This window comes from Levilactobacillus humaensis (assembly GCF_024345185.1).
Lineage (GTDB): Bacteria > Bacillota > Bacilli > Lactobacillales > Lactobacillaceae > Levilactobacillus > Levilactobacillus humaensis.
The window spans coordinates 1-20506 of the sequence record NZ_BROB01000017.1 but is presented as its reverse complement, the minus strand read 5'-3'; the positions used below and the strand labels follow the sequence as shown (position 1 = coordinate 20506).

The 20506-nt window shown below is 50.7% G+C and carries 25 protein-coding genes; 11 read left to right on the top strand and 14 right to left on the bottom strand.

Annotated elements, in window-relative coordinates:
• Positions 1–25 precede the first annotated feature (25 nt).
• Positions 26–349 carry a hypothetical protein gene (locus OCU14_RS06690; RefSeq protein ID WP_261810355.1) on the top strand — a complete coding sequence of 108 codons (324 nt, stop codon included), beginning with the start codon at positions 26–28 and terminating at the stop codon, positions 347–349.
• Between the two features lie 94 nt (positions 350–443).
• Here OCU14_RS06690 and OCU14_RS06685 read toward each other — a convergent pair whose 3' ends face one another.
• A complete protein-coding gene (locus tag OCU14_RS06685) occupies positions 444–1328 on the bottom strand; it encodes a LysR family transcriptional regulator (protein ID WP_261810354.1) in 885 nt (294 codons plus the stop codon).
• A gap of 136 nt (positions 1329–1464) precedes the next feature.
• Here OCU14_RS06685 and OCU14_RS06680 point away from each other — a divergent pair, with 136 nt between their 5' ends.
• The 4 genes from OCU14_RS06680 (at position 1465) to OCU14_RS06665 (ending at position 4988) form a co-directional block, all read left to right on the top strand.
• Positions 1465–3102: a malolactic enzyme gene (locus OCU14_RS06680; RefSeq protein WP_261810353.1), complete on the top strand. Its 1638-nt coding sequence runs from the start codon at positions 1465–1467 to the stop codon at positions 3100–3102.
• Positions 3103–3235: 133 nt separating this feature from the next.
• Complete coding sequence (locus tag OCU14_RS06675; protein ID WP_261810352.1) at positions 3236–4207, top strand: AEC family transporter; 972 nt, start codon at positions 3236–3238, stop codon at positions 4205–4207.
• Between the two features lie 137 nt (positions 4208–4344).
• Positions 4345–4596, top strand: coding sequence for an AbrB/MazE/SpoVT family DNA-binding domain-containing protein (locus tag OCU14_RS06670; protein ID WP_261810351.1), 252 nt, complete (start codon positions 4345–4347; stop codon positions 4594–4596).
• Positions 4596–4988, top strand: a complete 393-nt coding sequence (locus OCU14_RS06665) for a type II toxin-antitoxin system death-on-curing family toxin (protein ID WP_261810350.1) — start codon at positions 4596–4598, stop codon at positions 4986–4988. The genes OCU14_RS06670 and OCU14_RS06665 overlap by 1 nt, the downstream gene beginning before the upstream one ends.
• 74 nt (positions 4989–5062) lie before the next feature.
• On the opposite strand, the gene OCU14_RS06660 is transcribed toward OCU14_RS06665, so the two are convergent.
• The 6 genes from OCU14_RS06660 to OCU14_RS06635 all read right to left on the bottom strand — a co-directional run bounded on the left by OCU14_RS06660 (position 5063) and on the right by OCU14_RS06635 (position 8927).
• Positions 5063–5425: a nuclear transport factor 2 family protein gene (locus OCU14_RS06660; RefSeq protein WP_261810349.1), complete on the bottom strand. Its 363-nt coding sequence runs from the start codon at positions 5423–5425 to the stop codon at positions 5063–5065.
• Positions 5426–5440: 15 nt separating this feature from the next.
• Entirely contained in the window at positions 5441–6046 is a 606-nt protein-coding gene (locus OCU14_RS06655; RefSeq protein ID WP_261810348.1) for an NAD(P)H-binding protein, read from the bottom strand.
• An 85-nt stretch (positions 6047–6131) separates the two neighbouring features.
• Positions 6132–7472: an MFS transporter gene (locus tag OCU14_RS06650; protein ID WP_261810347.1), complete on the bottom strand. Its 1341-nt coding sequence runs from the start codon at positions 7470–7472 to the stop codon at positions 6132–6134.
• Between the two features lie 201 nt (positions 7473–7673).
• A complete protein-coding gene (locus tag OCU14_RS06645) occupies positions 7674–7982 on the bottom strand; it encodes a type II toxin-antitoxin system RelE/ParE family toxin (protein ID WP_261810346.1) in 309 nt (102 codons plus the stop codon).
• Between the two features lies 1 nt (position 7983).
• Entirely contained in the window at positions 7984–8280 is a 297-nt protein-coding gene (locus OCU14_RS06640; protein ID WP_261810345.1) for a type II toxin-antitoxin system RelB/DinJ family antitoxin, read from the bottom strand.
• Positions 8281–8357: 77 nt separating this feature from the next.
• Entirely contained in the window at positions 8358–8927 is a 570-nt protein-coding gene (locus tag OCU14_RS06635; RefSeq protein WP_261810344.1) for a Crp/Fnr family transcriptional regulator, read from the bottom strand.
• Between the two features lie 99 nt (positions 8928–9026).
• Here OCU14_RS06635 and OCU14_RS06630 point away from each other — a divergent pair, with 99 nt between their 5' ends.
• Complete coding sequence (locus OCU14_RS06630; RefSeq protein WP_261810343.1) at positions 9027–9617, top strand: NAD(P)H-dependent oxidoreductase; 591 nt, start codon at positions 9027–9029, stop codon at positions 9615–9617.
• A 177-nt stretch (positions 9618–9794) separates the two neighbouring features.
• Entirely contained in the window at positions 9795–11600 is a 1806-nt protein-coding gene (locus tag OCU14_RS06625) for a UvrD-helicase domain-containing protein (RefSeq protein ID WP_261810342.1), read from the top strand.
• Positions 11601–11678: 78 nt separating this feature from the next.
• On the opposite strand, the gene OCU14_RS06620 is transcribed toward OCU14_RS06625, so the two are convergent.
• The 4 genes from OCU14_RS06620 to OCU14_RS06605 form a co-directional block, all read right to left on the bottom strand.
• Entirely contained in the window at positions 11679–12722 is a 1044-nt protein-coding gene (locus tag OCU14_RS06620) for a zinc-dependent alcohol dehydrogenase family protein (protein WP_261810341.1), read from the bottom strand.
• A gap of 67 nt (positions 12723–12789) precedes the next feature.
• Positions 12790–13266, bottom strand: coding sequence for a flavodoxin family protein (locus OCU14_RS06615; protein ID WP_261810340.1), 477 nt, complete (start codon positions 13264–13266; stop codon positions 12790–12792).
• A gap of 116 nt (positions 13267–13382) precedes the next feature.
• A complete protein-coding gene (locus OCU14_RS06610; protein WP_261810339.1) occupies positions 13383–13817 on the bottom strand; it encodes a MerR family transcriptional regulator in 435 nt (144 codons plus the stop codon).
• Between the two features lie 20 nt (positions 13818–13837).
• Complete coding sequence (locus tag OCU14_RS06605; protein WP_261810338.1) at positions 13838–14491, bottom strand: NAD(P)H-binding protein; 654 nt, start codon at positions 14489–14491, stop codon at positions 13838–13840.
• Positions 14492–14900: 409 nt separating this feature from the next.
• Here OCU14_RS06605 and OCU14_RS06600 point away from each other — a divergent pair, with 409 nt between their 5' ends.
• Positions 14901–15833 (top strand): C40 family peptidase, encoded by a 933-nt coding sequence (locus tag OCU14_RS06600; RefSeq protein ID WP_261810337.1) that lies wholly within the window; start codon positions 14901–14903, stop codon positions 15831–15833.
• 67 nt (positions 15834–15900) lie between these two features.
• Here the strand turns inward: OCU14_RS06600 and OCU14_RS06595 are convergent, their stop codons facing one another.
• Complete coding sequence (locus tag OCU14_RS06595; protein WP_261810336.1) at positions 15901–16338, bottom strand: Rrf2 family transcriptional regulator; 438 nt, start codon at positions 16336–16338, stop codon at positions 15901–15903.
• 235 nt (positions 16339–16573) lie between these two features.
• Between OCU14_RS06595 and OCU14_RS06590 the strand changes: the two genes are divergently transcribed.
• Positions 16574–17482, top strand: a complete 909-nt coding sequence (locus OCU14_RS06590) for a hypothetical protein (RefSeq protein WP_261810335.1) — start codon at positions 16574–16576, stop codon at positions 17480–17482.
• Positions 17483–17596: 114 nt separating this feature from the next.
• A complete protein-coding gene (locus tag OCU14_RS06585; RefSeq protein WP_261810334.1) occupies positions 17597–17719 on the top strand; it encodes a hypothetical protein in 123 nt (40 codons plus the stop codon).
• 47 nt (positions 17720–17766) lie between these two features.
• On the opposite strand, the gene OCU14_RS06580 is transcribed toward OCU14_RS06585, so the two are convergent.
• Both OCU14_RS06580 and OCU14_RS06575 read right to left on the bottom strand, forming a co-directional pair.
• Positions 17767–18648: an EamA family transporter gene (locus OCU14_RS06580; protein ID WP_261810333.1), complete on the bottom strand. Its 882-nt coding sequence runs from the start codon at positions 18646–18648 to the stop codon at positions 17767–17769.
• 16 nt (positions 18649–18664) lie between these two features.
• On the bottom strand, positions 18665–19576 hold the full coding sequence (locus OCU14_RS06575; protein WP_261810332.1) for an EamA family transporter: 912 nt from the start codon (positions 19574–19576) through the stop codon (positions 18665–18667).
• 364 nt (positions 19577–19940) lie between these two features.
• Between OCU14_RS06575 and OCU14_RS06570 the strand changes: the two genes are divergently transcribed.
• Complete coding sequence (locus OCU14_RS06570) at positions 19941–20402, top strand: hypothetical protein (protein WP_261810331.1); 462 nt, start codon at positions 19941–19943, stop codon at positions 20400–20402.
• Positions 20403–20506: the final 104 nt, after the last annotated feature.

Here is a 20506-nt window from a genome sequence, read left to right as displayed (position 1 = left end):
TGTGAAACATTCAAGGAGGCCCCCCATGTCAATCTCCACCCTAACGCTAACCGGCACCAACGTCCGATCGCGGCGTCCCGATCGGGTCACGCTGAAGCTGACGGATCTCCGGTTATTAACTGGTGACCAACAGCTCGCACACCTGACCCTCCAAGATCACGTGCTCGGCATCATCTCGGGTCGGGCCTACCGCACCGCCCAACAGACACTGGGCATCCGTGACTTTCGCTATTTCCTAGATGAGGCGAATCTCACCCTCGCCCTGAGCGATACGGCCCATAATCGTCAGGCCATGGCTGACCTCTTCGCCTTCGCGAACGGCCACCACCTCTGGACGACCAAACATTAACTGTAAAAAAGCCGTTCGACCAACAACACTGTTGATCGAACGGTTTTTATTTGGCAAATTTTTTGAATTTTGGTTTGCTACATTTAAGCCGGGATCACTCTTCCAGCGTTTCACGTAGGACCTTCAGCACCCGTTGTTGCGTTCCCGTTAAGACATGTGAGGTCCGGGTGACAATGCTGGTAATAAAGGCCGGTTGCTCGTCATCCAGTAACTCCAATCGCACCACGTCATGCCGGTGTTGGTCCACGATATCCGTCAGGAAGCTCACCCCGACGTTCTCCGCCACCAGGTTCATGATGACGTGGGTATCGGCGGCCCGGAAGACCACATCGGGACGGAAATGATTCCGGCGAGTTAGCTTATTGAAGGCCGTGTTATGCACGAAACTACTGGTAAACAAGACAAACTTTTCGCCTTTGAGTTCACTAAAGTAGATCCGTTTACGCTTCGCCAACGGATGCTGGGCCGAAACGAAGATATTGAAAGGCTTGCGATCGAACTCTTCGGCTAACAAAGTCTGGTAGGACAAGGGTTCGGCCGACCCCAAAAGAGCAATGTCGGCCTGACCATCTCGCAACGCGTTACGGAGCCACACGGAACCGCCCTCTAACGTCTGAATATTCTCGAGCATTCCCAGTTCCTGTAGCCGCGCCGCCACCCGGGGGAAGTAGTGATTTTCAATAATCGGCGGCAAGCCCAAGATAATCCGCTGTTGCGTCAGGTGATCCAGCTCCTGGTGCGCAATGTCTAACTCTCCCAGAATGGACTGGGCATGAACCGCCAATTGTTGGCCGCTGTCCGTCACGATCAGCTCGTGATGGGCGCGATCACGTAAAAAGAGTTTGGTGTTGAATTCCGTCTCCAAACGCTTGACGGCCATGGTAATTGTGGGTTGCGTTACCCCAAATGAGGCAGCCACCTTGGAAAAGTTTTTTTGTTTTATTAATTGGTCGAAATAGGCCAAGTCTTTTGTGTTCACAATTTATCCCCTCTAGATCGGCATTTATGTGCCTATTATAAATTAATTTTATAACGGATGCCACATTTGACTATACTTTTGTTAGCGATTTATAGTATGACTCGTAAACTTAATTCGCGATTGGAGGAAACAATTTATGACAACCACTGCTTCAATTTTAAATAACCCCTTCTTAAATAAGGGAACTGCTTTCACTCAGGCCGAACGTAAGGCCCTCGGAATCGTCGGGACGCTTCCTAGCCACGTCCAAACCTTGGACGAACAGGCAACCCAAGCCTACGCACAATTCCAAAACAAAGCTAGTGATTTAGAAAAACGCCTTTTCTTAATGAACTTATTCAATGAAAACCGGACGTTATTCTTCCGTTTGATGGACGAACACGTCGTTGAATTCATGCCAATCGTGTATGACCCAACGGTTGCAGATTCTATTGAACAATACAGCCACCTCTTCACCGATCCTCAAAACGCCGCCTTCATCTCAATCGATGACCCTGACAACATTGAAGCAACGCTGAAGAACGCCGCTGATGGCCGCGACATTCGTCTGGTCGTTGTAACCGACGCCGAAGGAATCCTCGGTATGGGTGACTGGGGTGTCAATGGGGTTGATATCGCCGTTGGTAAACTGATGGTTTACACCGCCGCCGCCGGCATTGACCCTGCCCAAGTGTTACCTGTAAGTATCGACGCCGGGACCAACAACCAAACCCTATTAGATGACCCACTCTACTTGGGTAACCACCACAAGCGGGTTTACGGTGACGTTTACTACGACGTGATTGACCGCTTCGTAACCGCAGAACAGAAGTTATTCCCTGAATCACTCTTGCACTGGGAAGATTTCGGACGCTCCAACGCGCAAGTTATCTTGGACAAGTACAAGGACCAATTTGCGACCTTTAACGATGACATTCAAGGAACTGGGATGGTCGTTCTGGCCGGAATCCTAGGTGCCCTGAACATCTCTAAGGAAGACATCAAAGACCAAAAGTTCTTAACCTTCGGTGCTGGGACTGCCGGCATGGGGATTGCCAATCAAATTCTCGATGAATTGAAGCGCGCCGGTCTTTCTGACGAAGAAGCTCGCAAGCACTTCTACGCTGTCGACAAGCAAGGGTTACTCTTCGATGACACCCCTGACTTAACGGCCGCTCAAAAGGACTTCACTCGTCAACGTAGCGAATTCGACAACGCTGATGAGCTGACTAACCTGGCCGCCATCGTGAAGACGGTGCACCCAACGGTTATGATCGGAACGTCCACTCAACCTGGGACCTTTACGGAAGAAATCGTTAAGGACATGGCTGCTCACACGGAACGTCCAATCATCTTCCCTCTGTCTAACCCTACCAAGTTGGCCGAAGCAACTGCTGCCGACCTGATCAAGTGGACCGACGGAAAAGCTCTCATCGCAACTGGAATTCCAGCCGGCGACGTTGACTACAAGGGTGTCACTTACCACATCGGCCAAGGAAACAACGCCCTGATGTACCCTGGTTTAGGTTTCGGGTTGATTGCTTCAACTGCCAAGGTCTTAAATGGCGAAACGCTTTCCGCCGCTTGCCACGCCCTTGGTGGAATTGTGGACACCACGCAAGCCGGTGCCGCTGTCTTACCACCCGTTTCCCAATTAACCAGCTTCTCACAAAAGTTAGCTGAAATCGTGGCCCAAAGCGTCCTCGACCAAAAGCTGAACAAGGAACCTATCGCTGATGCCAAGCAAGCTGTTGCTGACATGAAGTGGGTACCAGAATACAAGACTGTCGACTAAGACGCCGCGTTTCTGGCATTAGGTTCACCCAAAACTGAATAGTAATCCCTCACGTGCTAGTTTGTTGGCGACCTCTCGCTGACGACCAGCACGTGAGTTAATCTAAACATTACTTGAAAGAAGGACGTCTCTCGTGGCTGTTTTATGGAACTCAATTCAAAGTGTCCTCGTCGTTGTTTTAATCATGATTCTTGGTTATGTTCTGCGGCGGCAAGGTTGGTTCGACGACAAGTTCGGCGGTACCATCTCTAAATTTATCAAAAACATTGCACTGCCAGCATCAATCTTCGTTTCGGTATTGAGTCGGTTAACTCGGGGCCAACTGGTCTCCTTCTCCGGCTACCTGGTCTACGCCTTTATTGCCGTCATCATTGGCTATATCATCGCGTTTGGCCTCGTTCGCATCATGCACGTGAAGCCCGGTCGTAAAGGGATCTTCATCAACGCCATCGTCAACGCCAACACCATCTTCATTGGGTTGCCTTTGAACATCGCGCTGTTTGGGGATAAGAGTATGACCTACTTCCTGGTTTACTATATCGTCAACACCGTTTCGACTTGGGCCTTCGGGGTCTTCCTGATCTCCAACGACGATCCAACGTTGCCTAAGGAAAAGCATCACAACAAGATCGACTGGAAGAAAGTTATCCCCATGCCACTGGTTGGTTTCTTAGTGGCCTTAATCTTCTTGCTCCTCAACATCCCAATCTTAAAGATCAGCTTCGTTAACTCGACGTTGACTTACGTTGGGAATCTGGTTACCCCACTTTCCCTGATCTACATTGGGATTGTCTTAGCGGACGCCGGGCTGAAGAGTATTCACTTTGACCGTGACACGATCGTGGCCCTCTTGGGTCGGTTCGTCATGTCACCAATCTTGATGGTAGCGGTTCTGTTGGCTGCTGGTCACTTCGGTGCTAGCTTCCCAACCTTGGCTTCTCAAACCTTGATTGTGCAATCCGCAACGCCAATGCTTGCGGTCTTACCAATCCTGGCTAACGAAGCCCACGGTGACGTGGAATATGCTACGAACATCGTGACCACCAGTACCGTATTATTCATCATCGTGGTGCCAATTCTGATGTCACTGATTCAATTCATCTAGTTTCTTAACTTCTGGGGGAGTATACAAAGGGCGCTACCACTGCGGTAGCGCCCTTTGTGTGTCATTTCAAGCAAAGAAGTAGAATATTAAACTATTTAACTTTATAATATAGGAAAATTGGAAATCAGGTGAACCAAATGCAAATGAAAAATAACCCGATTGATAGAAAAGTTATCAGCGTTGGCGGATCAATTGGCATTACAATCCCCGCAGACTTAGTTAAACAAATGGGACTCTCTAGTGGCGCCAATGTCGAAATTCAGCCAACTGAAAACGGCTTTACTGTCACTAAGAAGCCAAGTTTAGATCCTGAATTTATCGAAAATATGGAAAAGGGATTCAAAAAATATCATCAGGCCCTGGAAACGTTGCGGAAGAGTGACGAATAGTGCGGTATCTAACAGCTACTGAGCTCATCGCTCTAACCACTCGCGTTTTGTTAGCGCACCATCAAGAGCCCGTCATACGTAATGCCGCTGGTTTAGAATCTATTGCTGCTCTTCCACAACAAGCCTTCTTTGAAACCGACGCCTATCCGACATTAGACCGGAAACTAGGTATTGTCTTTATAAAGATCATTAATCTTCACCCCTTCGCAGACGGAAATAAGCGAACAGCCGTGGCGGCCTTGTGGACCATGGCCGGCCTAAACGGCTATCATTTAACGTTTACAAATGAGGAGCTTGTACAAATTGCCTTAGAAACGGCACAAATTGAAGATCGCCAACTTAATTATGACGCCATTTACCAGGCGATTAAGAAGCACTTAATTAAGGCTTAATTTAAGAGACGGCAAAGGCGCTACCACTGCGATAGCGCCCTTTTTTATGTTTCACGTGAAACATTGTCTTCGACCTAATAAGTCGTCACGACGGCTGCCATAATCTGCCACTGACTGGCGATCTGGCGAACCGTCATTTCGGTATTCAAGGGCCACTCGTGCCGGCCACTACCGTGAATACTGGCTACCACTCGGTTTTGACCGATGACGCGCCAACCCTTGGCCTCGGACTTCATCTCTACATGATCTTCTATTGAAGAGAAGTAGCGCATCGTCCCCCGCTGGAGTTCACCTAACCATTCTGACCGGGGCTGCACATACCCGGTCATATGGGTTAACGTGAAGTCTGGTGCGAGTAGTTTATCCAAGGCCGCAACGTCATCGGCTGCCATGGCCACGTTGTAAGCTCGATATAAGTTTAAAATTTCTTCATTCATTATTAGTCGACTTCCCTACTTCCGATTAATCCCAAGACTGTCACGGGAACCCAATGCGTTATCATGAGCCAAGCGAACGACTAAGTCCGCAATACTCTTGCGAGAAACATCGTGACCACCAAAGGGTTCCCCCTTCTTGGTCACTTCATAATTGGTATCATCGCCACTGTCAAACCAGCCGGGACGAATGACCGTATAGTTCAGATCAGAGGCTTCAATCACGTCTGCTGCGGCCCGGTAGCCCCGTAACATGGGATTACTTTGCAAATTGCCACTGGCACCTAAACTAGCGGGAATTTCATTATAAATGCCCATCGACGCGATGAATAACAGGCGCTTAACACCGGCTTCATCCATGGCGGCAACCAGACTCTGGGCCATGCCACCCAGGTTACCACTCAGAGCGGCGAAGACCACATCCTGCCCTTGTAAGGCCGCCTTTAAAGCAGTGGCATCGGTCACACTTCCCGCGATGGCTTGTTCCCGATCGGCATTCAAACGACCTAATCGACTGGTGCTCCGAGCCATCAGGGTGAGCTGATCGTTTGTATTGTCTAAGAAATACTGACGGGTGACGCTGCCCACAGAACCCGTTGCGCCAATAATTAAAACGTTTGTCATGATTAAATTCCTCCAATTAATTTAGGTGATAAATTCAGTGTAGACCCTTGCAGTTACTTCAAGGCAAGGCCGATTTTCAAAATCATTAAACTTGCTGATGCTCTCCCGGAACAATCAGGAAAATTGCGGCGAATAAGGCCAATAATAGGAGACCCGCACCCACTAGAATAGCGTGTTGGAATCCCACGACCTGCCCACTAAAGAGGCCTTGAACAGTGACCAAAATTGAGAGCCCAACCGATCCACCAATCTGGTGCATTACGTTGACAACCCCCGACGCAGCACCCGCGTCGGCCCCTTGAGTATGCGCCACGCCGGCCGCCGTGAAGGGACTCAGTGAGAAACCTTGACCAATTCCGACGATAACCATTGGTGCGGCAATCCCCCACCAATAGCCCACGGATGGCGTGAAGAAGCTCATCCAAAGCATCCCCGCCGCCGTCAGGGCGATCCCAATGACCAGCAGGCCACCATTGCCCCATTTTGCCGTTAAGCGGGCGACTTGCAAGGCCACGATGAAGTTCACGATAGTTAAGGGGAAGAAGGCCATACCGGCCATCAGGGCACTAAAACCGAGTTGATTCTGCATTAGCTGCGGGGTGATGAACCAGAAGCCCATCATCGCGCCCATATAGAGGAACCGGCCCACGTAGGCCCCGATACGTTCACGATCGGTGAAAATCCGCAAGGGCATAATGGGTTGACCCGTCCGGTGTTCCTGATAGATGAAACCTGCCAGGAAAAGGACAGCCAAAATCAAGGCTGGCAGCTTGGCCCAATCTCCAATAATGCTGTAAACCAAAGCACTCATACCAATCAAGGACGTCAATGTCCCAATCCAGTCTAATTTACCAGATTGCGCATCGTCGGTCCGTAAATGCTTCACCGCTAAATAGAACATCCAGATACTAATTGGCACGTTAATGAAAAATCCTACCCGCCAAGTCAGGAGACTGGCAAAGATACCGCCAATCACCAGGCTCACACTGGCCCCGATACCGGCCATCGCCCCATAGTAAGCAATGGCTTTGGTTCGATCGGCTCCCTCATAGGTGTCCATCAGAATTGCCAGCGTGGTTGGCGCTAGGATGGCAGAACCAATTCCTTGAAAGGCCCGGGAAGCAATAATCATCGGCGCATTAACCGCGAGTCCCACCAGCAGTGAGCCCAAACCGAAGATCACCAGCCCAATCTGGAAGACGCGCCGCCGGCCAAATAGATCGCCGGCACGGCCACCTAGTAACAGGAACCCACCAAATGTCAGTGAGTAGGCACTGCTGACCCAAGATAACGTCGCCTGATTGAGGTTCAGATCCTGGGCGATTTTGACCGTCCCGGTAAAGATAATCGAATTGTCTAGTAGAATCATAAAGTAACTCATGAGAATGACCAGTAAAATCCAGTCAAAGCGTTTGTTCTTTGTCATTTGTGTATTTGCTCCTCGTCTTTAAGTGAATGCTTAGGAGTTTAGACCTTCATCTACACTTCAAGGCAAGGGGATTTTCGAATTAATTTTTGAGAAATTAAAAAGTCGCGGTCTGTGGGGACCTGCGACTGTAAATTTTTATGTAAATTCAAACTAATTGTCCTCTTCATTGGCATGCTTTAGCGTCCTGAATAATTAACTCTACTTTAGTTCACCACGAAATAAATCTTCATGTGTTCCAATTCTGACTAATCTAATTTTAGGATGGGACTTATGTGGCAAATACAAGACCAAAACATCAACTTTTCCATCCGACAAATGAAAATCAAAGTAACCATTGTAATTACCGCCACGATTAAGTAAAACATGTGGCGAATATGTAGCAGGCACATGCCCTGAGACTTCTAATTCCAGCAAAGCCCGCCTTAACTCACTAATTAACTCTGGATGATGTCGCTTCAAGTCTCTAAAATCCTTTACAAACTGTGGTTCGAAACTTAGTCGATACATCCTATTTCCCGCGATCTAAGTAAGCCATCATCTTATCAACATCAGTGAATAGTGGTGAATCTTCTGGAACTAAACCTAGTTCCTTCGCTTCCGCTAAAACCATGGCCCGCTTAGTCGTTTCGTTAGGCTCTTCTTTTTCTGGCGTAATCACATCAAAGGGAATCCGATTTTGAATCACAAATTGCTTGGCAGCCATCGTAAAGTAGGTATTTAAACTGATACCAGCGGCTTCTAGTCGCGCATCTAGCTCTTTTCGTAGATTATCATCCAGTCGAATCGTTGTTGGCGTTGAACTCATTGAAATCACCTCTTTGTGACATCAATATACCATACATTTGATGTTAATTAGCAATCAAAGACTCGCAATTTTACAACCTAATTTTCCCCCAACCGCGTCCGAATCCGACTCAACGAGACCGGGGTAATGCCCAAATACGAGGCAACTAGCCGCAACGGCACGCGCTCTAAAATCTCGGGTTCGTCGGCCGCTAGTTGGCGATACCGGTCTTCTGGTGAATCTTGAAGCTGCGTAAAAAAGATATTTCGGTAGGCAATGAACCGCTCACAAATAAACCGGGTGATGGCCGGTTCAATCGACGGATAAGCTTGCCGTAGCCGATTGAAGTCGGCCTTACTCAGCATCAATACCTGAGTGTCCTCAAAACTTTCAATCGAAAAGGCACTGGGTTGGTCGAGGTAGAAACTCTCAAATGAAGATACAATCTGATTTTCGAAGAAGAACTGCAGGGTCACTTCCCGCTCTTCGCTATTGTGCCACAGACGCAGAGCACCCTGCGTCACGAAGAAGATCGCCGTGGCGACATCCCCTTCCGCCAGTAACGTGGTCTCTGCCGGAACGGTCTTCGTCACAAATAGTGGACCCAGTTCATCCCAATGCGCCGCAATTTCCGGAAACTTCTGTGCTAAATAGGCCGACAATGCCATCTTTTCTCCTCCTTCGACGCGCAATTAACATTTGTTAATGCCGCCCCACCAACCCTCGGCTATACTCACCTTATCAATTAAAAAAACGAGGGCTTAAAAATGAAAACAGTTATTATCTTTGATCATCCATACACCGCCACTGCCGGGGACAACGTGCCACACCATCGCTCTTTCCTAGCCGCCTTACTCAAGGCCGTCATGGCCCAACAGCGCCAGGAAAATAACGACGTCGACCTCATCGATCTCCACGCCGATGGCTTTAATCCCGTCATGTCCGCCGCCGATCTCACAAACTGGCGCCGGGGTCAGAGCACCGATCCCATGGTCGCCGACTATCAGCAACGCCTGTTAGCCGCGGACCGCATTATCTTCATGTTTCCCGTCTGGTGGGAAGTCATGCCGGCCATGACGAAGGGCTTCCTCGACAAGGTTTACGCTAAGGGGCAACTGTACCAAGCCGATACCATGAAAACAAAACTGACGAAACAACCCCGAATCGATATCGTAACCACCATGAGTACCCCCAACTGGATTTATCGGCTGATCTTCGGGGCACCCCTAGCCAAGCTCCTCTTCCGGGGAACGTTCCTCAAGACCCGACTCCGGCACTTCAAATGGCATAACTTCGCTCAGGTGGAAAAGAAGACCCTGGCCCAACGGGAAGCGATTCTCCGTAACTTCAAGCTTTAGACCCAAAAGGACACCCGTCAACCATCAGTTAACGCGGTGCCCTTTTTTACTATCACTCCGAAATCATCTGTGATGCACTAACTCTTTCCCATATCTATTATAGCATGCCTAGCGCCTTAAAAACAGACTGGTTATTGTTGCTAAAGCGCGTAGACTAGGGAATCCGGAGGTGATTGGATGGGACAAAATGAGGCACACCATCTACAGGTAATCTACCAACGTTTAACCCGCGACATCGACCGGCTCACAACACAACTGAACGATCTCGCCCAATCCGCTCGGTCCATGAAGCAACAGCTCAATAGCGAGGGCCACCTCGATCTCGGGACTTTCAGTGATCAGTTGGAAACTTTTGCCAGTATCGAGGCCAACAATCGGCAGATCGACACGCTGAATGCCCGCCATGATACCGCGGTGACCCGCTTGAATCACGCTAAATTACTGTTACCACAGGCCTACTTTGCGAAACTCAAACTGGACTTTGGCGACGATGACCTTGAAGAACTCTATTTAGGTAAGGTGGGCTACACCGACGAAATCAGTCGCGATCTGGTCTATGACTGGCGGTCGCCCGTCGCCGATGCCTATTACGCCAATCGAACGGGTGCCACCACTTACCGTGCCAATGGCCGTGACATCCCCGTTACCATCAAACAACGCCAACAATTTGTCATCGACCACGACCAATTGCTCCAGGTGGTCGACACCGATGCCGCTATCGGCGACCCCTTGTTATTGGAAGTTCTCGCTAGCAACCGCAGCGGTGGCTTACAAGAAATCACGGCCACCATTCAACAGGAGCAAAACGCCATCATCCGAGAAAGCCGCCACCCCATCGTGATTGTTGATGGGGTCGCCGGGAGTGGCAAGACCTCCGTGCTCCTCCAGCGCGTGGCCTACCAGCTCTATCGCCATCGCGACAGCTGGACCCCCGCGGACATTCTGATTCTCACCCCGAATACCGCCTTCAGTCGCTACATTCGTGGCGTGTTGCCAGCCTTGGGTGAAGCTGAACCACTGAGCACCACCTATCTCAATTTAGTCCAATCTTGGGGTCAGCGCTTTGGCTTGACAATTTCAACGACTGACAATCATCTGGTGGAACTCGCCGCCCGTCTCCAGCAACCCTATCCCCAGACACCAGCCGGCCTGTTCCAACGGGCCTACGACCAATCCAACGATCGTGAGCCCCTCTTAAACCGCATGCAGACCGCTTGGCGCTGGCTAAATGCCGTCAATCTAGTTCCGGAAGATCTCAATGACTGGCTAGACTGGGACCAATTTGGCCGCGATTTGGGAATCACGCCCCTCACGGCCTACGATCGGTTGTACCTCCTGCTGAACTTCACCGCTTACCAGCAAACCGTCACGCAGGCCCTCTTCGTCGACGAGGCGCAGGACTACGGCCCGGATGCCTGGCTCTTTATCGCGACTCTCTTCCAGAAAACGGCGATTACCATCGTCGGGGATCATCGTCAGCGGCTAAGTGGCCAGACAACGACCATTTCAGACTTCTTCGACCCGGACCAGACCGCGCAGTTGCGCCTCACCACCAGCTACCGTGCCACCGGCCAAATCACCCGGTTCTTCGCCCAGTTTGCTGGCGACTGGCAAAATGAAATTTCGGCGGTCCAGGAGGAAGGCTCGGCGCCAGAAATGGGGACGACTAGCACGCTCTCACAGATGCTGACCAAGCAATCCCTCTCAGCGACCCAAAGTCTGGGGATCATCACCCCCACGGCTGAAATTGCCGCCGAATTGGCTACCCAGTACCCCACTGCCCAGCTCCTCGAAGAACAGACGCTTCACACCGTTCGTCCGGGGTTAAATATCATGCCCCTCGCCTTGGCTAAGGGCTTAGAGTTCGACTTTGCTGCCGTCACCCACTGGCAATCGGCCTTCTATACCGACCCCCAGCACGGTCCTAACCGCCGCTATGTCGCGGCTTCACGGGGAACTAAGGGTTTAACACTCCTCAACTGACACTTAAGATTATAAAAAGGGGTCGTGACAATGACGTCACGGCCCCTTCGTTTGCTCAAATCTAAATTCTCAGTGTGATTAGTCACTAATAACTAACAACGACTTAATGGCTTCACGCTTATCCATGGCGTCGTAAGCTTCCGCCACATGGTCGAGGTCAAAACGCTTGGTAAAGACCTTGCCAGGGTGAATGTCACCCTTCAGAACGGCATCCAACAGGATTTCACGGTCATGCGTCGTCACTGAGGCAATTCCACCGCGTAACCCGATATTCTTCCAGAATAAGTTGTTGGTGTTCATTTCAGCCTTCTGTGGCACACCGACGCGGCCCACGACGGCTCCGGGACGGGCGACTTTAACCGCGGTGTCCACGGACTGCGTTGTCCCGACACATTCCAGCACGGCATCCGCACCGGCACCATTTGTCAGTTCAAGGACCCGTTTAACGGCGTCGTCCCCGCGTTCAGCGACGACGTCGGTCGCGCCAAATTCTTTGGCCAGGGCCTGCCGATCGGCGTGACGACTCATGGCAATGATGCGTTTGGCGCCACGTAATTTAGCGGAAATTACCCCGCACAGACCCACGGCACCGTCGCCCATAACCACCACCGTGTCGCCTGACTTAACCTCGGCAGAAGCGGCAGCGTGGTAACCGGTAGCCATCACATCGGCCAGCGTTAACAGGTCGTTGAGTTGGTCATCGGTGTAATCGCTAGGTTGACCAGGAACCTTAACCAAGGCCCAATCAGCATTCTTAAACCGTAAGTATTCCCCTTGGTAGCCGACGATCTCGTCATCGGTCCGAGCATTCTCACAGTTGCCATCGAAGCCGGCTAAACAAGCCGCACAGTGGCCACAACCATGGGTAAAGGGCGCGATCACAAAGTCCCCGGGTTTCACGTTAGTTACGGCACTCCCGACACTTTCGACGATCCCAATGGCTTCGTGCCCGACCGGGGTGTTGGCCTGCCGCTGATTGATTCCCCGGTACCACCACAGGTCGGAGCCACAGACACAGGCCCGCACAATCTTTAGGACGGCATCGGTAGGGTTCTTGACCTCGGGTTTCGGCAAGTCTTGAACGTCAATCTTACCTGGTTCAACAAAGACAGCTGTTTTCATAAATTCATCCTCCAATTTTTAACTCGAGATGAGTGTAACCCTTGAAGTTCACTTCAAGGCAAGGGGATTATTTAAAATTTTCCCACCAAGTGGACAGACGATCCTGCGCATTGGCCAGATCACCAGCCGTCATCCCCACACCTCGAGCCACCGTGGCCGAGGTGATCAGGCTCGCGAAGTCCTGTTCGTAGGTCCCCGGCGTCCCAGCATCCGTGTAGAATGGCGCGACCGTGCCCGTGAAGCCTTGGAGCTGCTTCATAAATGTCCGGACCGGTGTCGCCACCTGAGCCGACCAGACTGGACCCCCAACTAGAATGACGTCAAACGCCGTCAGATCAGGAAGCGTGTTGGTTAATTCTGGTAATTTGCCACTCGCCAACTGCTCGCCCGCCACATCGTTAGTGGCGTACATGTCATTGGGAAAAGTTCCGGCGGCCACGGTCAGATCGACCTTGGTGCCCCCCGTTACCTGTTGGAGGGCCGTAGCCAGCTTAGCGGTTGTGCCGGACCATGAATAATCGACAATTAAAACTTTTGTTGCCATATGAAGATCTCCTTTGATTTAACTTCCATCCTAATCATACTGGGTTAGAGTGGGTTGAAGGCAAGTAGAAAGGTAGCCACCCCTATGATAACTACCACAATCAATACTATTAAATGTTAAAATCCATCAGGTGTGTCGTCTTCCTGAGTGATCTTGTCGGCGTGTTCCTTTTCCAACTGCCGTAGCTCCTCTTCCGTGGCCTCCATGTGGTCATAGAAGTGATTCAACTTGTAGTTCAGGTGATCGATGGCAGCCTGGAGATCGTCACGCTTTTCTTCCATCACAGCAAGTTGTTCCTGAAGCAATGCCTTTTGTTCCTTGGTATTGTCTTCTTGGGCATCGAAGAGTTCGATATAGCGACGCAGGTTTTCAATACTCATCCCCGCCGCCCGCATTTGCGTCACAAAGCGAATCCGCCGAATGATTCGGTCATCAATGTCGCGGTTTCCCACTGGCGTCCGGTCAATCGCAGGAATTAAGGATTCCTTCTCGTAGTACCGAATAGCCGCAGAGGAAACTCCGGTTTTTTCACTGGCTTCTTTAATATTCATCGTTGCTTAACTCCTTTGGCTTAATAAACTGGTCGATCTTGACCCTCAGTTGCGGGGTCCGCCATCCCAATACTATCACGACTGTAACGCTTCGGGTCAGCAATGATGCTCAACACCACGTCGGCCACGCTAGCCCGCGATCCGGAGACCCCATCATAGGCTTGGTCCTTCGTGGTCACCGTGTACTTAATGTCCCGGTCATTCAACCAAGGCAACCGTAACGTGGTGTAGTCCAGGCCGGACGCAGCCAATAACGTATCGGACTTCCGGGCGGGTGCCATGCCGGCCCCAATCATCTCAAGGTTCCAACGACCGAACTCGCCGCCAACTTCATTATAGAGTCCCAAGACATTGGTAAAGAGCACGCGGTCAACGTGGTTAGCCTGCATGCCAGCCATCACGGCCGTCGTCAACCGGTTTTGTGGGTCGTGATCGACCACGGCAACGAAGACCAGGTCTTGACCAGCCATGGCGGCAGTGACTGCCGCCTGATCCGTAATATCGCCTTCAACTAACGTCACACGGGGATTATCTTGCAACTGATCCAAGCGACTCGCATCTCGCAAGAATAGTGTTAAGTTGACATCAGCGAAGGTGTCCTCCGTTAAAATCCGGTGTTCAACGATCCGGGCGATTTGCCCGTTAGCAGCTAAAATCATAACTTTCTTTGTCATCAGTTATTCTCCTTTGTTTGTGTCACTCACGACTTGAATGACCCTAGGTTAAACCTTCATGTACACTTCAAGGCAAGCCCTAAACATCTCTTTTTTTAATTATTTATCGCCAATAATGTTAAGCCCACAATTTTTACAAGATTGTCTCGGGTGAAACATACGCCGCTAAAAATCACGCTCTCCCTTGCCCGGTTTAGTGTAACCCTCGCGCCGTGACCTGACGCGATCAGGCCACAACTCGGATCGTAGTGGGCACACCATTAACCACCTTGAAAGTCTGTAAATAATGACATGTTGGTCATCAAATCGTTGCCATTTGTCACCGTGCTGCCAAGGACATGTAATCCCGAACCCCTATACTAAATCTTGTGTTCAGGAGTTCACCAAACAAATTACATAAAGAATGCGAGTGATCACTATTCAATCAGCAACAGCAAAACTCTTACTCGGGACGGCCGGCGCGGTTGCCCTACTTCTAGGCGGCATGCAGACGGCATCCGCCAACACCGTTAAGGTTCAGGCCGGCGATACCGTCTGGGGCTTCTCCCAAAACTATCACGTGTCCATCAAAGACATCGTGAAGGCCAACAGTCTGGCAGACGCCAACCTGATTTACATCGATCAAAAGTTAGAAATTCCAACCAATGGTCAAACAACAGCCAAGGTTACCAACAACACAGGAGCTTCTACTGCGACGACGAATGAAGCCAGCCAAACTAACTCTGACGACTCGACTGCCCAGTCAACAACGAGTCAATCCAGTTCATCAGCTGCTAGTTCCCAAGCCACCCAATCCCAGGCAGCGACAAGCACAACCCAAGCTAGCTCATCTAGTGCGACTCAAACCTCACAGGCACAAGCAAGCAACTCCTACGCCCACAGTTCAAGAACAACCCCATCGCAGGCCAGTCAATCTAGCCAAACGACTAGTAGTTCTGCGGCCACCTCATCAAGTTCTAGCCAATCCACTGGCCAGACTTCAAGTGCCACTAGCACCTCTGGCGGTGGCGTCACTGAAGCCCTGTCAATCGCCAAAAGTGGCGTTCCTTACGTCTATGGTGGGACGTCAATGTCCGGTTTCGACTGTTCCGGTCTGGTTCAATACGTCTTTGGGCTGAGTGCCCGAACCACTTACCAACAAACCAACTTGGGTACCCACCACTATGACGTGGCAAATGCCCCATACGGCGCCATTCTCTTCTGGGGGTCCGACAGTGCCCCATACCATGATGGGATTTCTCTCGGTAATGGCACCTACGTCGCCGCACAGAATGAAAATGATGGTATCGGCGTCTTCAGTCAATCCAATTGGAAGCCTAGCTACTATATTACGTTAAATTAGCTGTGACCCCCTAACTCCTCCAAACAGTAAAGGTCCACTTCATAATCGAAGTGGACCTTTATTGGGTTTAAACGACAGGCGTGTCTGCTTGCCGCTGTCGTAAGTCATCAATCATCATCTGTAAGGTCAATTGGGCCATCTCGGCCTCCGCTGCCTGTTGAACCCGATCATAGGCTTGATCCAACGTCTGCTGGATATGCGCTCCAACCGGGCAAGCCATATTCGTTTTGGGATCAACGTGTAAGAGGTCGTTGTTCACCTCTACTGCTTTAAAAATATCGAGTAAACTAATCTCACTCGCTGGCCGCGCGAGATGGGGTTTCGCCGCTCCGGCTCGACTGACCAACAGCCCGGCTTTCTTCAAGCTAGCCATTAGTCGCCGAACCACACTCGGATTGGCTTCCACACTTGTGGCAATGGTCACGCTATCCAACGCCACCGTTGGGGCAATCTCGATGTATGCCAGAATGTGGACGGCATCACTCAACTTGTAGGAATACTTCATGGGAACCGCTCCTCTCAACTCATTTTATCCAGTGTATCATCTGTGGCTTTAATTGCAACAGCCGAACGGTCGAATCATCTTAACCCGAAAATTTCCCGAACTGGAAAATATTCTCCCAAAATATAACCCGGGTTGTGAGTGGTGAGGACCCGCAACTAATCCTTTCAATTTTACCGATCATTTGCCCCTAAAATTCGGTATACTAGACATTAACGATTCTTATTTAAGGGAGGTTTTGACAACGAAACGACGATGGTTCAGCTTTGGCACCGGTCTTATTGTAGCCGTGATCGCTCTCGTTGGGAGCTGGTCCGCCGCTCGGGCACAAACCGAGAAGCCGAGTGCCATTGTCAAAGTCGGCCGATATGCCGCCAGTACCGATTTTCTTAATCTCAGTCAATACTTTCAGCTGACCAGCCCACTGCAGGTCAAAGTTAACTACGTTCCGACCACCAAAGTTGGTCATCCGCTACGGCGAACTCTGACCTTGCCCCAAGGCACAATCGTCGCTGGTTCTCTCACAACGACCAAGTCCGGGGACTTTCTCGTGCCAACTTTGCAACTCTACTTGGCACGGATCAGCTACCCCTTGGTTCATCGCGAGGCCCCCATGGGCTACACGATTGACCCGGGTGCGGGCGCCTATGATGCTCAGGTAACCCTGAAGGCTACGGATAAGCTCTCGGCCTTCAAACGGGTTCCAGCCCCCCGCTACATGCCAGCCTATAGCCATGGCGACCTCTACTTAGGCGGGGCAAAATCGGCCCTCAGTTCCCAAGAACCCAACAGCCAGAGTATTCGGATTACCCCGGATGGCTACCTGGAATACATCACATATGACGGTACAGTCAACCCGGGCCTAGGCTTCATGCAACGGCCAACTGGCATGGCTAAAATCACTCGAACAAACTTTCATGACCCCTACCGTGATCTGTATTTCAAGGAACCGATCACTGGACTCCGCCTCAAGCGCGTGGCCCAGACGGGTAATCAGCAGTACAAGCTGACCTTGAAGAACCTGCATACCCCACAACATACTTGGGGTAACGAGGATGCCGGCATTGCCGGAACTTTTAATAGTCTGTATTTGATTGATGGTAAACAATACTACACATTTATCGGCTATGATGGGATCAGTGGTTAACTTTTAAAAACAAGGTGACTGACGCGTGAACCCAGCTCGTCAGTCACCTTTCATTTAGCCCCTATTCCACAGAGATGCTATACTGAAGACAAAATTTCCAAGGAGGCCCTGGTCGTGAACAAACGGGTGATTAAAATCATCTTGGCCATTATCATTCTGGGAGCCACCGCCAGCATCTGCCTCCGCCACTGGGGGACGATCGCCAGTGCACTCCCACTTTGGCTGATACAGCTCTAAACAAAATGACAGACCACCTGGCCTGCCATTTTTTATTTTTTCTATGGTTAATGGTGCCAGAGTCGTGATCCAACATTACTGAGCGTGACCGCGCCAATAATCACGAGGACGCCGAGTAACTGGCTCATCGATACCCGTTCGCCGAGCAACAGGAAGGCCACGGCAATCGATGCTGGGAGTTCCAACGAAGATAGGACGGGACCCACGCCCGGAAGTAACCGCGGCATAAAGATTGAATAGCAGGCCAGCGGCAGAATCATTGAGAACACCGCCACCAACGCACCCCACCCCATGGCTGTCCCAGTCAGGGGAACCTGTAAGAGTTGTGGCCCCCAGACAATAGCAATCAGGATAAAGGCCCCAATGGCCATTAGCCAGGTTTTACTCAAGGGATCGAGGTTATTGCCCAGACTAGCTGTGGCCTGCAACGTGGCAGCGTAGGCCACGGCGGCTAGGAAACTCAGTAGGACACCAGCTAACGACAAACTTCCCGTTATCGGCAAAAGTCCGGCCGCCAGGACCGTACCCCCAAGAACTAAGACAATACTGATCACTTGTAACCGTGACGGCCAGCGATGATGAATGACCGCTCCCAATAAGACCGACAACCAGACGGACTGCATCAACATGACCGCCGCCACGGCCACGGGGATCGATCGCAACGCCGTGATATAGAAGGTATTGGTCAATCCAGAAGTGGTTCCGGCCACTGTCACCAAGAGGATCTGGCGCCAACCCGTGGCCTGAGTCGACAAGCGGTGCCCGCGAACCAAGTGGATGACGGTCAGGACCACCGCCGAAGTCAGAAAAGACCAAAAGAGGAGTGGCCCATTAGCCACCCCATCTCGTCCGGCTAATTTGAATAAGGACGCCGGAATCCCATAACTAATCGCCCCAATGGCGACAAAAAATGGGGCTAATTTCTTCAAAACATCGTCTCCTCAATCATTGTTCATTCGAGGCCTGTTCTAGTTCACGTTCGGTGACGGCCTTGTCTCCAGCGTTACTCAGAATAACCGCGCCGATAATCACGAGAACCCCCACAATCTGTAGCCAGGTGACGCCCTCACCTAATAAGAGAAAGGCAAAGACTACCGAAGCCGGTAGTTCTAGTGAGGATAGGATGGGGCCGACACCTAGCTTGAGCATCGGCATAAAGATCGAGTAGCACATCAGGGGTAACGTCATCGAGAAGATTGACGACAAGGCGCCCCAACCCACAGCGGACCAGGTGACTGGCGTGCTTAACAACTGTGGTACCCAGGCTACCGTGACCAGAACTAGTGCCCCGATACACATCAGCCAAGTCTTCGTCAGTGGGTCCAAATTATTCCCGAGACTGGCCGTAAACTGCATGGTTAAAGCATAGGAAACCGCCGACAGAAAACAGAGGAATAGCCCCCACAGTGAGACGGCCTGGGTCATTGGGAAGAGTTCTGCCGCTAAGACCGTTCCGGCCAATACCAAGATGATACTAATGACCTGCAGGCGAGACGGCCATTTACGCTGGACCACTGCTCCGATCAAAACGGATAACCAGACCGATTGCATCAGCATCACCGCCGCAATCGCTACCGAAATATGATGGAGAGCCGCGATGTAGAGGGTTTCCGTGATCCCTGACGTCGTGCCGGCCGCAATTACCGCGACCACCTGTTGCCAACTCGTGTGTTGGTGACTGAGCCAATTTCGCCGACCAACGTGAACGATTCCCAGTAACACCACTGAACTCAAGAACGTCCAGAATAGCAGGGGACCGTTGGTGATGCCGGCATTTCCAGCCATCTTCACAATCGATGCGGAAATCCCGAAACTTACCGCCCCAACCGCAACAAACAAGGGTGCCAATCTCTTCATGAATCATTACCTCTTTTACAACATTTACCAAACAAGGGCCGGGGTCACCCTGACACTCCGTTTCCCCGAAATGCTTTCACTGCTTATCTTACCATGAGATCGTAGGCCCGCGCACGGCGACTTTTTTCAGTCACTGCCAGCCCCGAACGTCGATAATCTTGCGGCATGCAACCTTGAGAAACACCATCCAACGTATTGCGGTTAAGTCTACAATTCGGTTATCCTATTAACCCATTATGTTACAGCATAATTATTGCTGGCATTCATGAATGCCACGGTTCTAGCGTGACTGCTTATGCTATACTAAAAACTAATCGAACTACTTCATTAGCTTCACTAATCTAATCTAGGAGTAAACCTTACTATGAATAACTCACCCGAATCAGGCTCACAAAATCCATCTCAAGTCCCCGATCCCCGCAGTTTTGGTAAAGCCCCCAACCTCGAAAATATTAAGCGTTACCGTGAGGCACTGGGTTACACGAGTGCCGATAACCCCGTCGTTTACGGTTATATGCTCGACACCGGGCTGACCCTGCTCGTCGGCGTCGTCGGGGTGCTAGCGACCGAATATTATATGATTAGCTTTGAAGACGACGGGATTCTCTTCCTAGGTTTGGACATTACTTCACACTTTACCGGTGAAAATGCCTTTGTTAAGTTTACCGACTTGGAAAAAATCACCTTCAAGGGTTTTGGTCTCAGTTACACCCTCATGCTCAGCGATGGTGATAACACCATGAAGGTTAAGGTCAATCGCTTTATTGTGGGCCGTCCTTGGCAAGGTGCCAGCGTTAAAATTCTGGCACAACGCTACCATAAATAAATGACAATTATAAAAAGACTGATCGGCTGAAGTGCCCTACAATTGTTAGACAGATAAATCTAACGATTGTGGGGTTTTCTTATGTCCAAATATAGTAGTCAATT

Excerpts from the sequence above, each read along its gene's own strand:
- OCU14_RS06690 (WP_261810355.1), top strand. The coding sequence starts at position 26 with ATGTCAATCTCCACCCTAACGCTAACCGGCACCAACGTCCGATCGCGG.
- OCU14_RS06680 (WP_261810353.1), top strand. The coding sequence starts at position 1,465 with ATGACAACCACTGCTTCAATTTTAAATAACCCCTTCTTAAATAAGGGA.
- OCU14_RS06670 (WP_261810351.1), top strand. The coding sequence starts at position 4,345 with ATGCAAATGAAAAATAACCCGATTGATAGAAAAGTTATCAGCGTTGGC.
- OCU14_RS06660 (WP_261810349.1), bottom strand. The coding sequence starts at position 5,425 with ATGAATGAAGAAATTTTAAACTTATATCGAGCTTACAACGTGGCCATG.
- OCU14_RS06655 (WP_261810348.1), bottom strand. The coding sequence starts at position 6,046 with ATGACAAACGTTTTAATTATTGGCGCAACGGGTTCTGTGGGCAGCGTC.
- OCU14_RS06650 (WP_261810347.1), bottom strand. The coding sequence starts at position 7,472 with ATGACAAAGAACAAACGCTTTGACTGGATTTTACTGGTCATTCTCATG.
- OCU14_RS06645 (WP_261810346.1), bottom strand. The coding sequence starts at position 7,982 with ATGTATCGACTAAGTTTCGAACCACAGTTTGTAAAGGATTTTAGAGAC.
- OCU14_RS06640 (WP_261810345.1), bottom strand. The coding sequence starts at position 8,280 with ATGAGTTCAACGCCAACAACGATTCGACTGGATGATAATCTACGAAAA.
- OCU14_RS06635 (WP_261810344.1), bottom strand. The coding sequence starts at position 8,927 with ATGGCATTGTCGGCCTATTTAGCACAGAAGTTTCCGGAAATTGCGGCG.
- OCU14_RS06630 (WP_261810343.1), top strand. The coding sequence starts at position 9,027 with ATGAAAACAGTTATTATCTTTGATCATCCATACACCGCCACTGCCGGG.
- OCU14_RS06625 (WP_261810342.1), top strand. The coding sequence starts at position 9,795 with ATGGGACAAAATGAGGCACACCATCTACAGGTAATCTACCAACGTTTA.
- OCU14_RS06620 (WP_261810341.1), bottom strand. The coding sequence starts at position 12,722 with ATGAAAACAGCTGTCTTTGTTGAACCAGGTAAGATTGACGTTCAAGAC.
- OCU14_RS06615 (WP_261810340.1), bottom strand. The coding sequence starts at position 13,266 with ATGGCAACAAAAGTTTTAATTGTCGATTATTCATGGTCCGGCACAACC.
- OCU14_RS06610 (WP_261810339.1), bottom strand. The coding sequence starts at position 13,817 with ATGAATATTAAAGAAGCCAGTGAAAAAACCGGAGTTTCCTCTGCGGCT.
- OCU14_RS06605 (WP_261810338.1), bottom strand. The coding sequence starts at position 14,491 with ATGACAAAGAAAGTTATGATTTTAGCTGCTAACGGGCAAATCGCCCGG.
- OCU14_RS06595 (WP_261810336.1), bottom strand. The coding sequence starts at position 16,338 with ATGAAGTATTCCTACAAGTTGAGTGATGCCGTCCACATTCTGGCATAC.
- OCU14_RS06575 (WP_261810332.1), bottom strand. The coding sequence starts at position 19,576 with ATGAAGAGATTGGCACCCTTGTTTGTTGCGGTTGGGGCGGTAAGTTTC.
- OCU14_RS06570 (WP_261810331.1), top strand. The coding sequence starts at position 19,941 with ATGAATAACTCACCCGAATCAGGCTCACAAAATCCATCTCAAGTCCCC.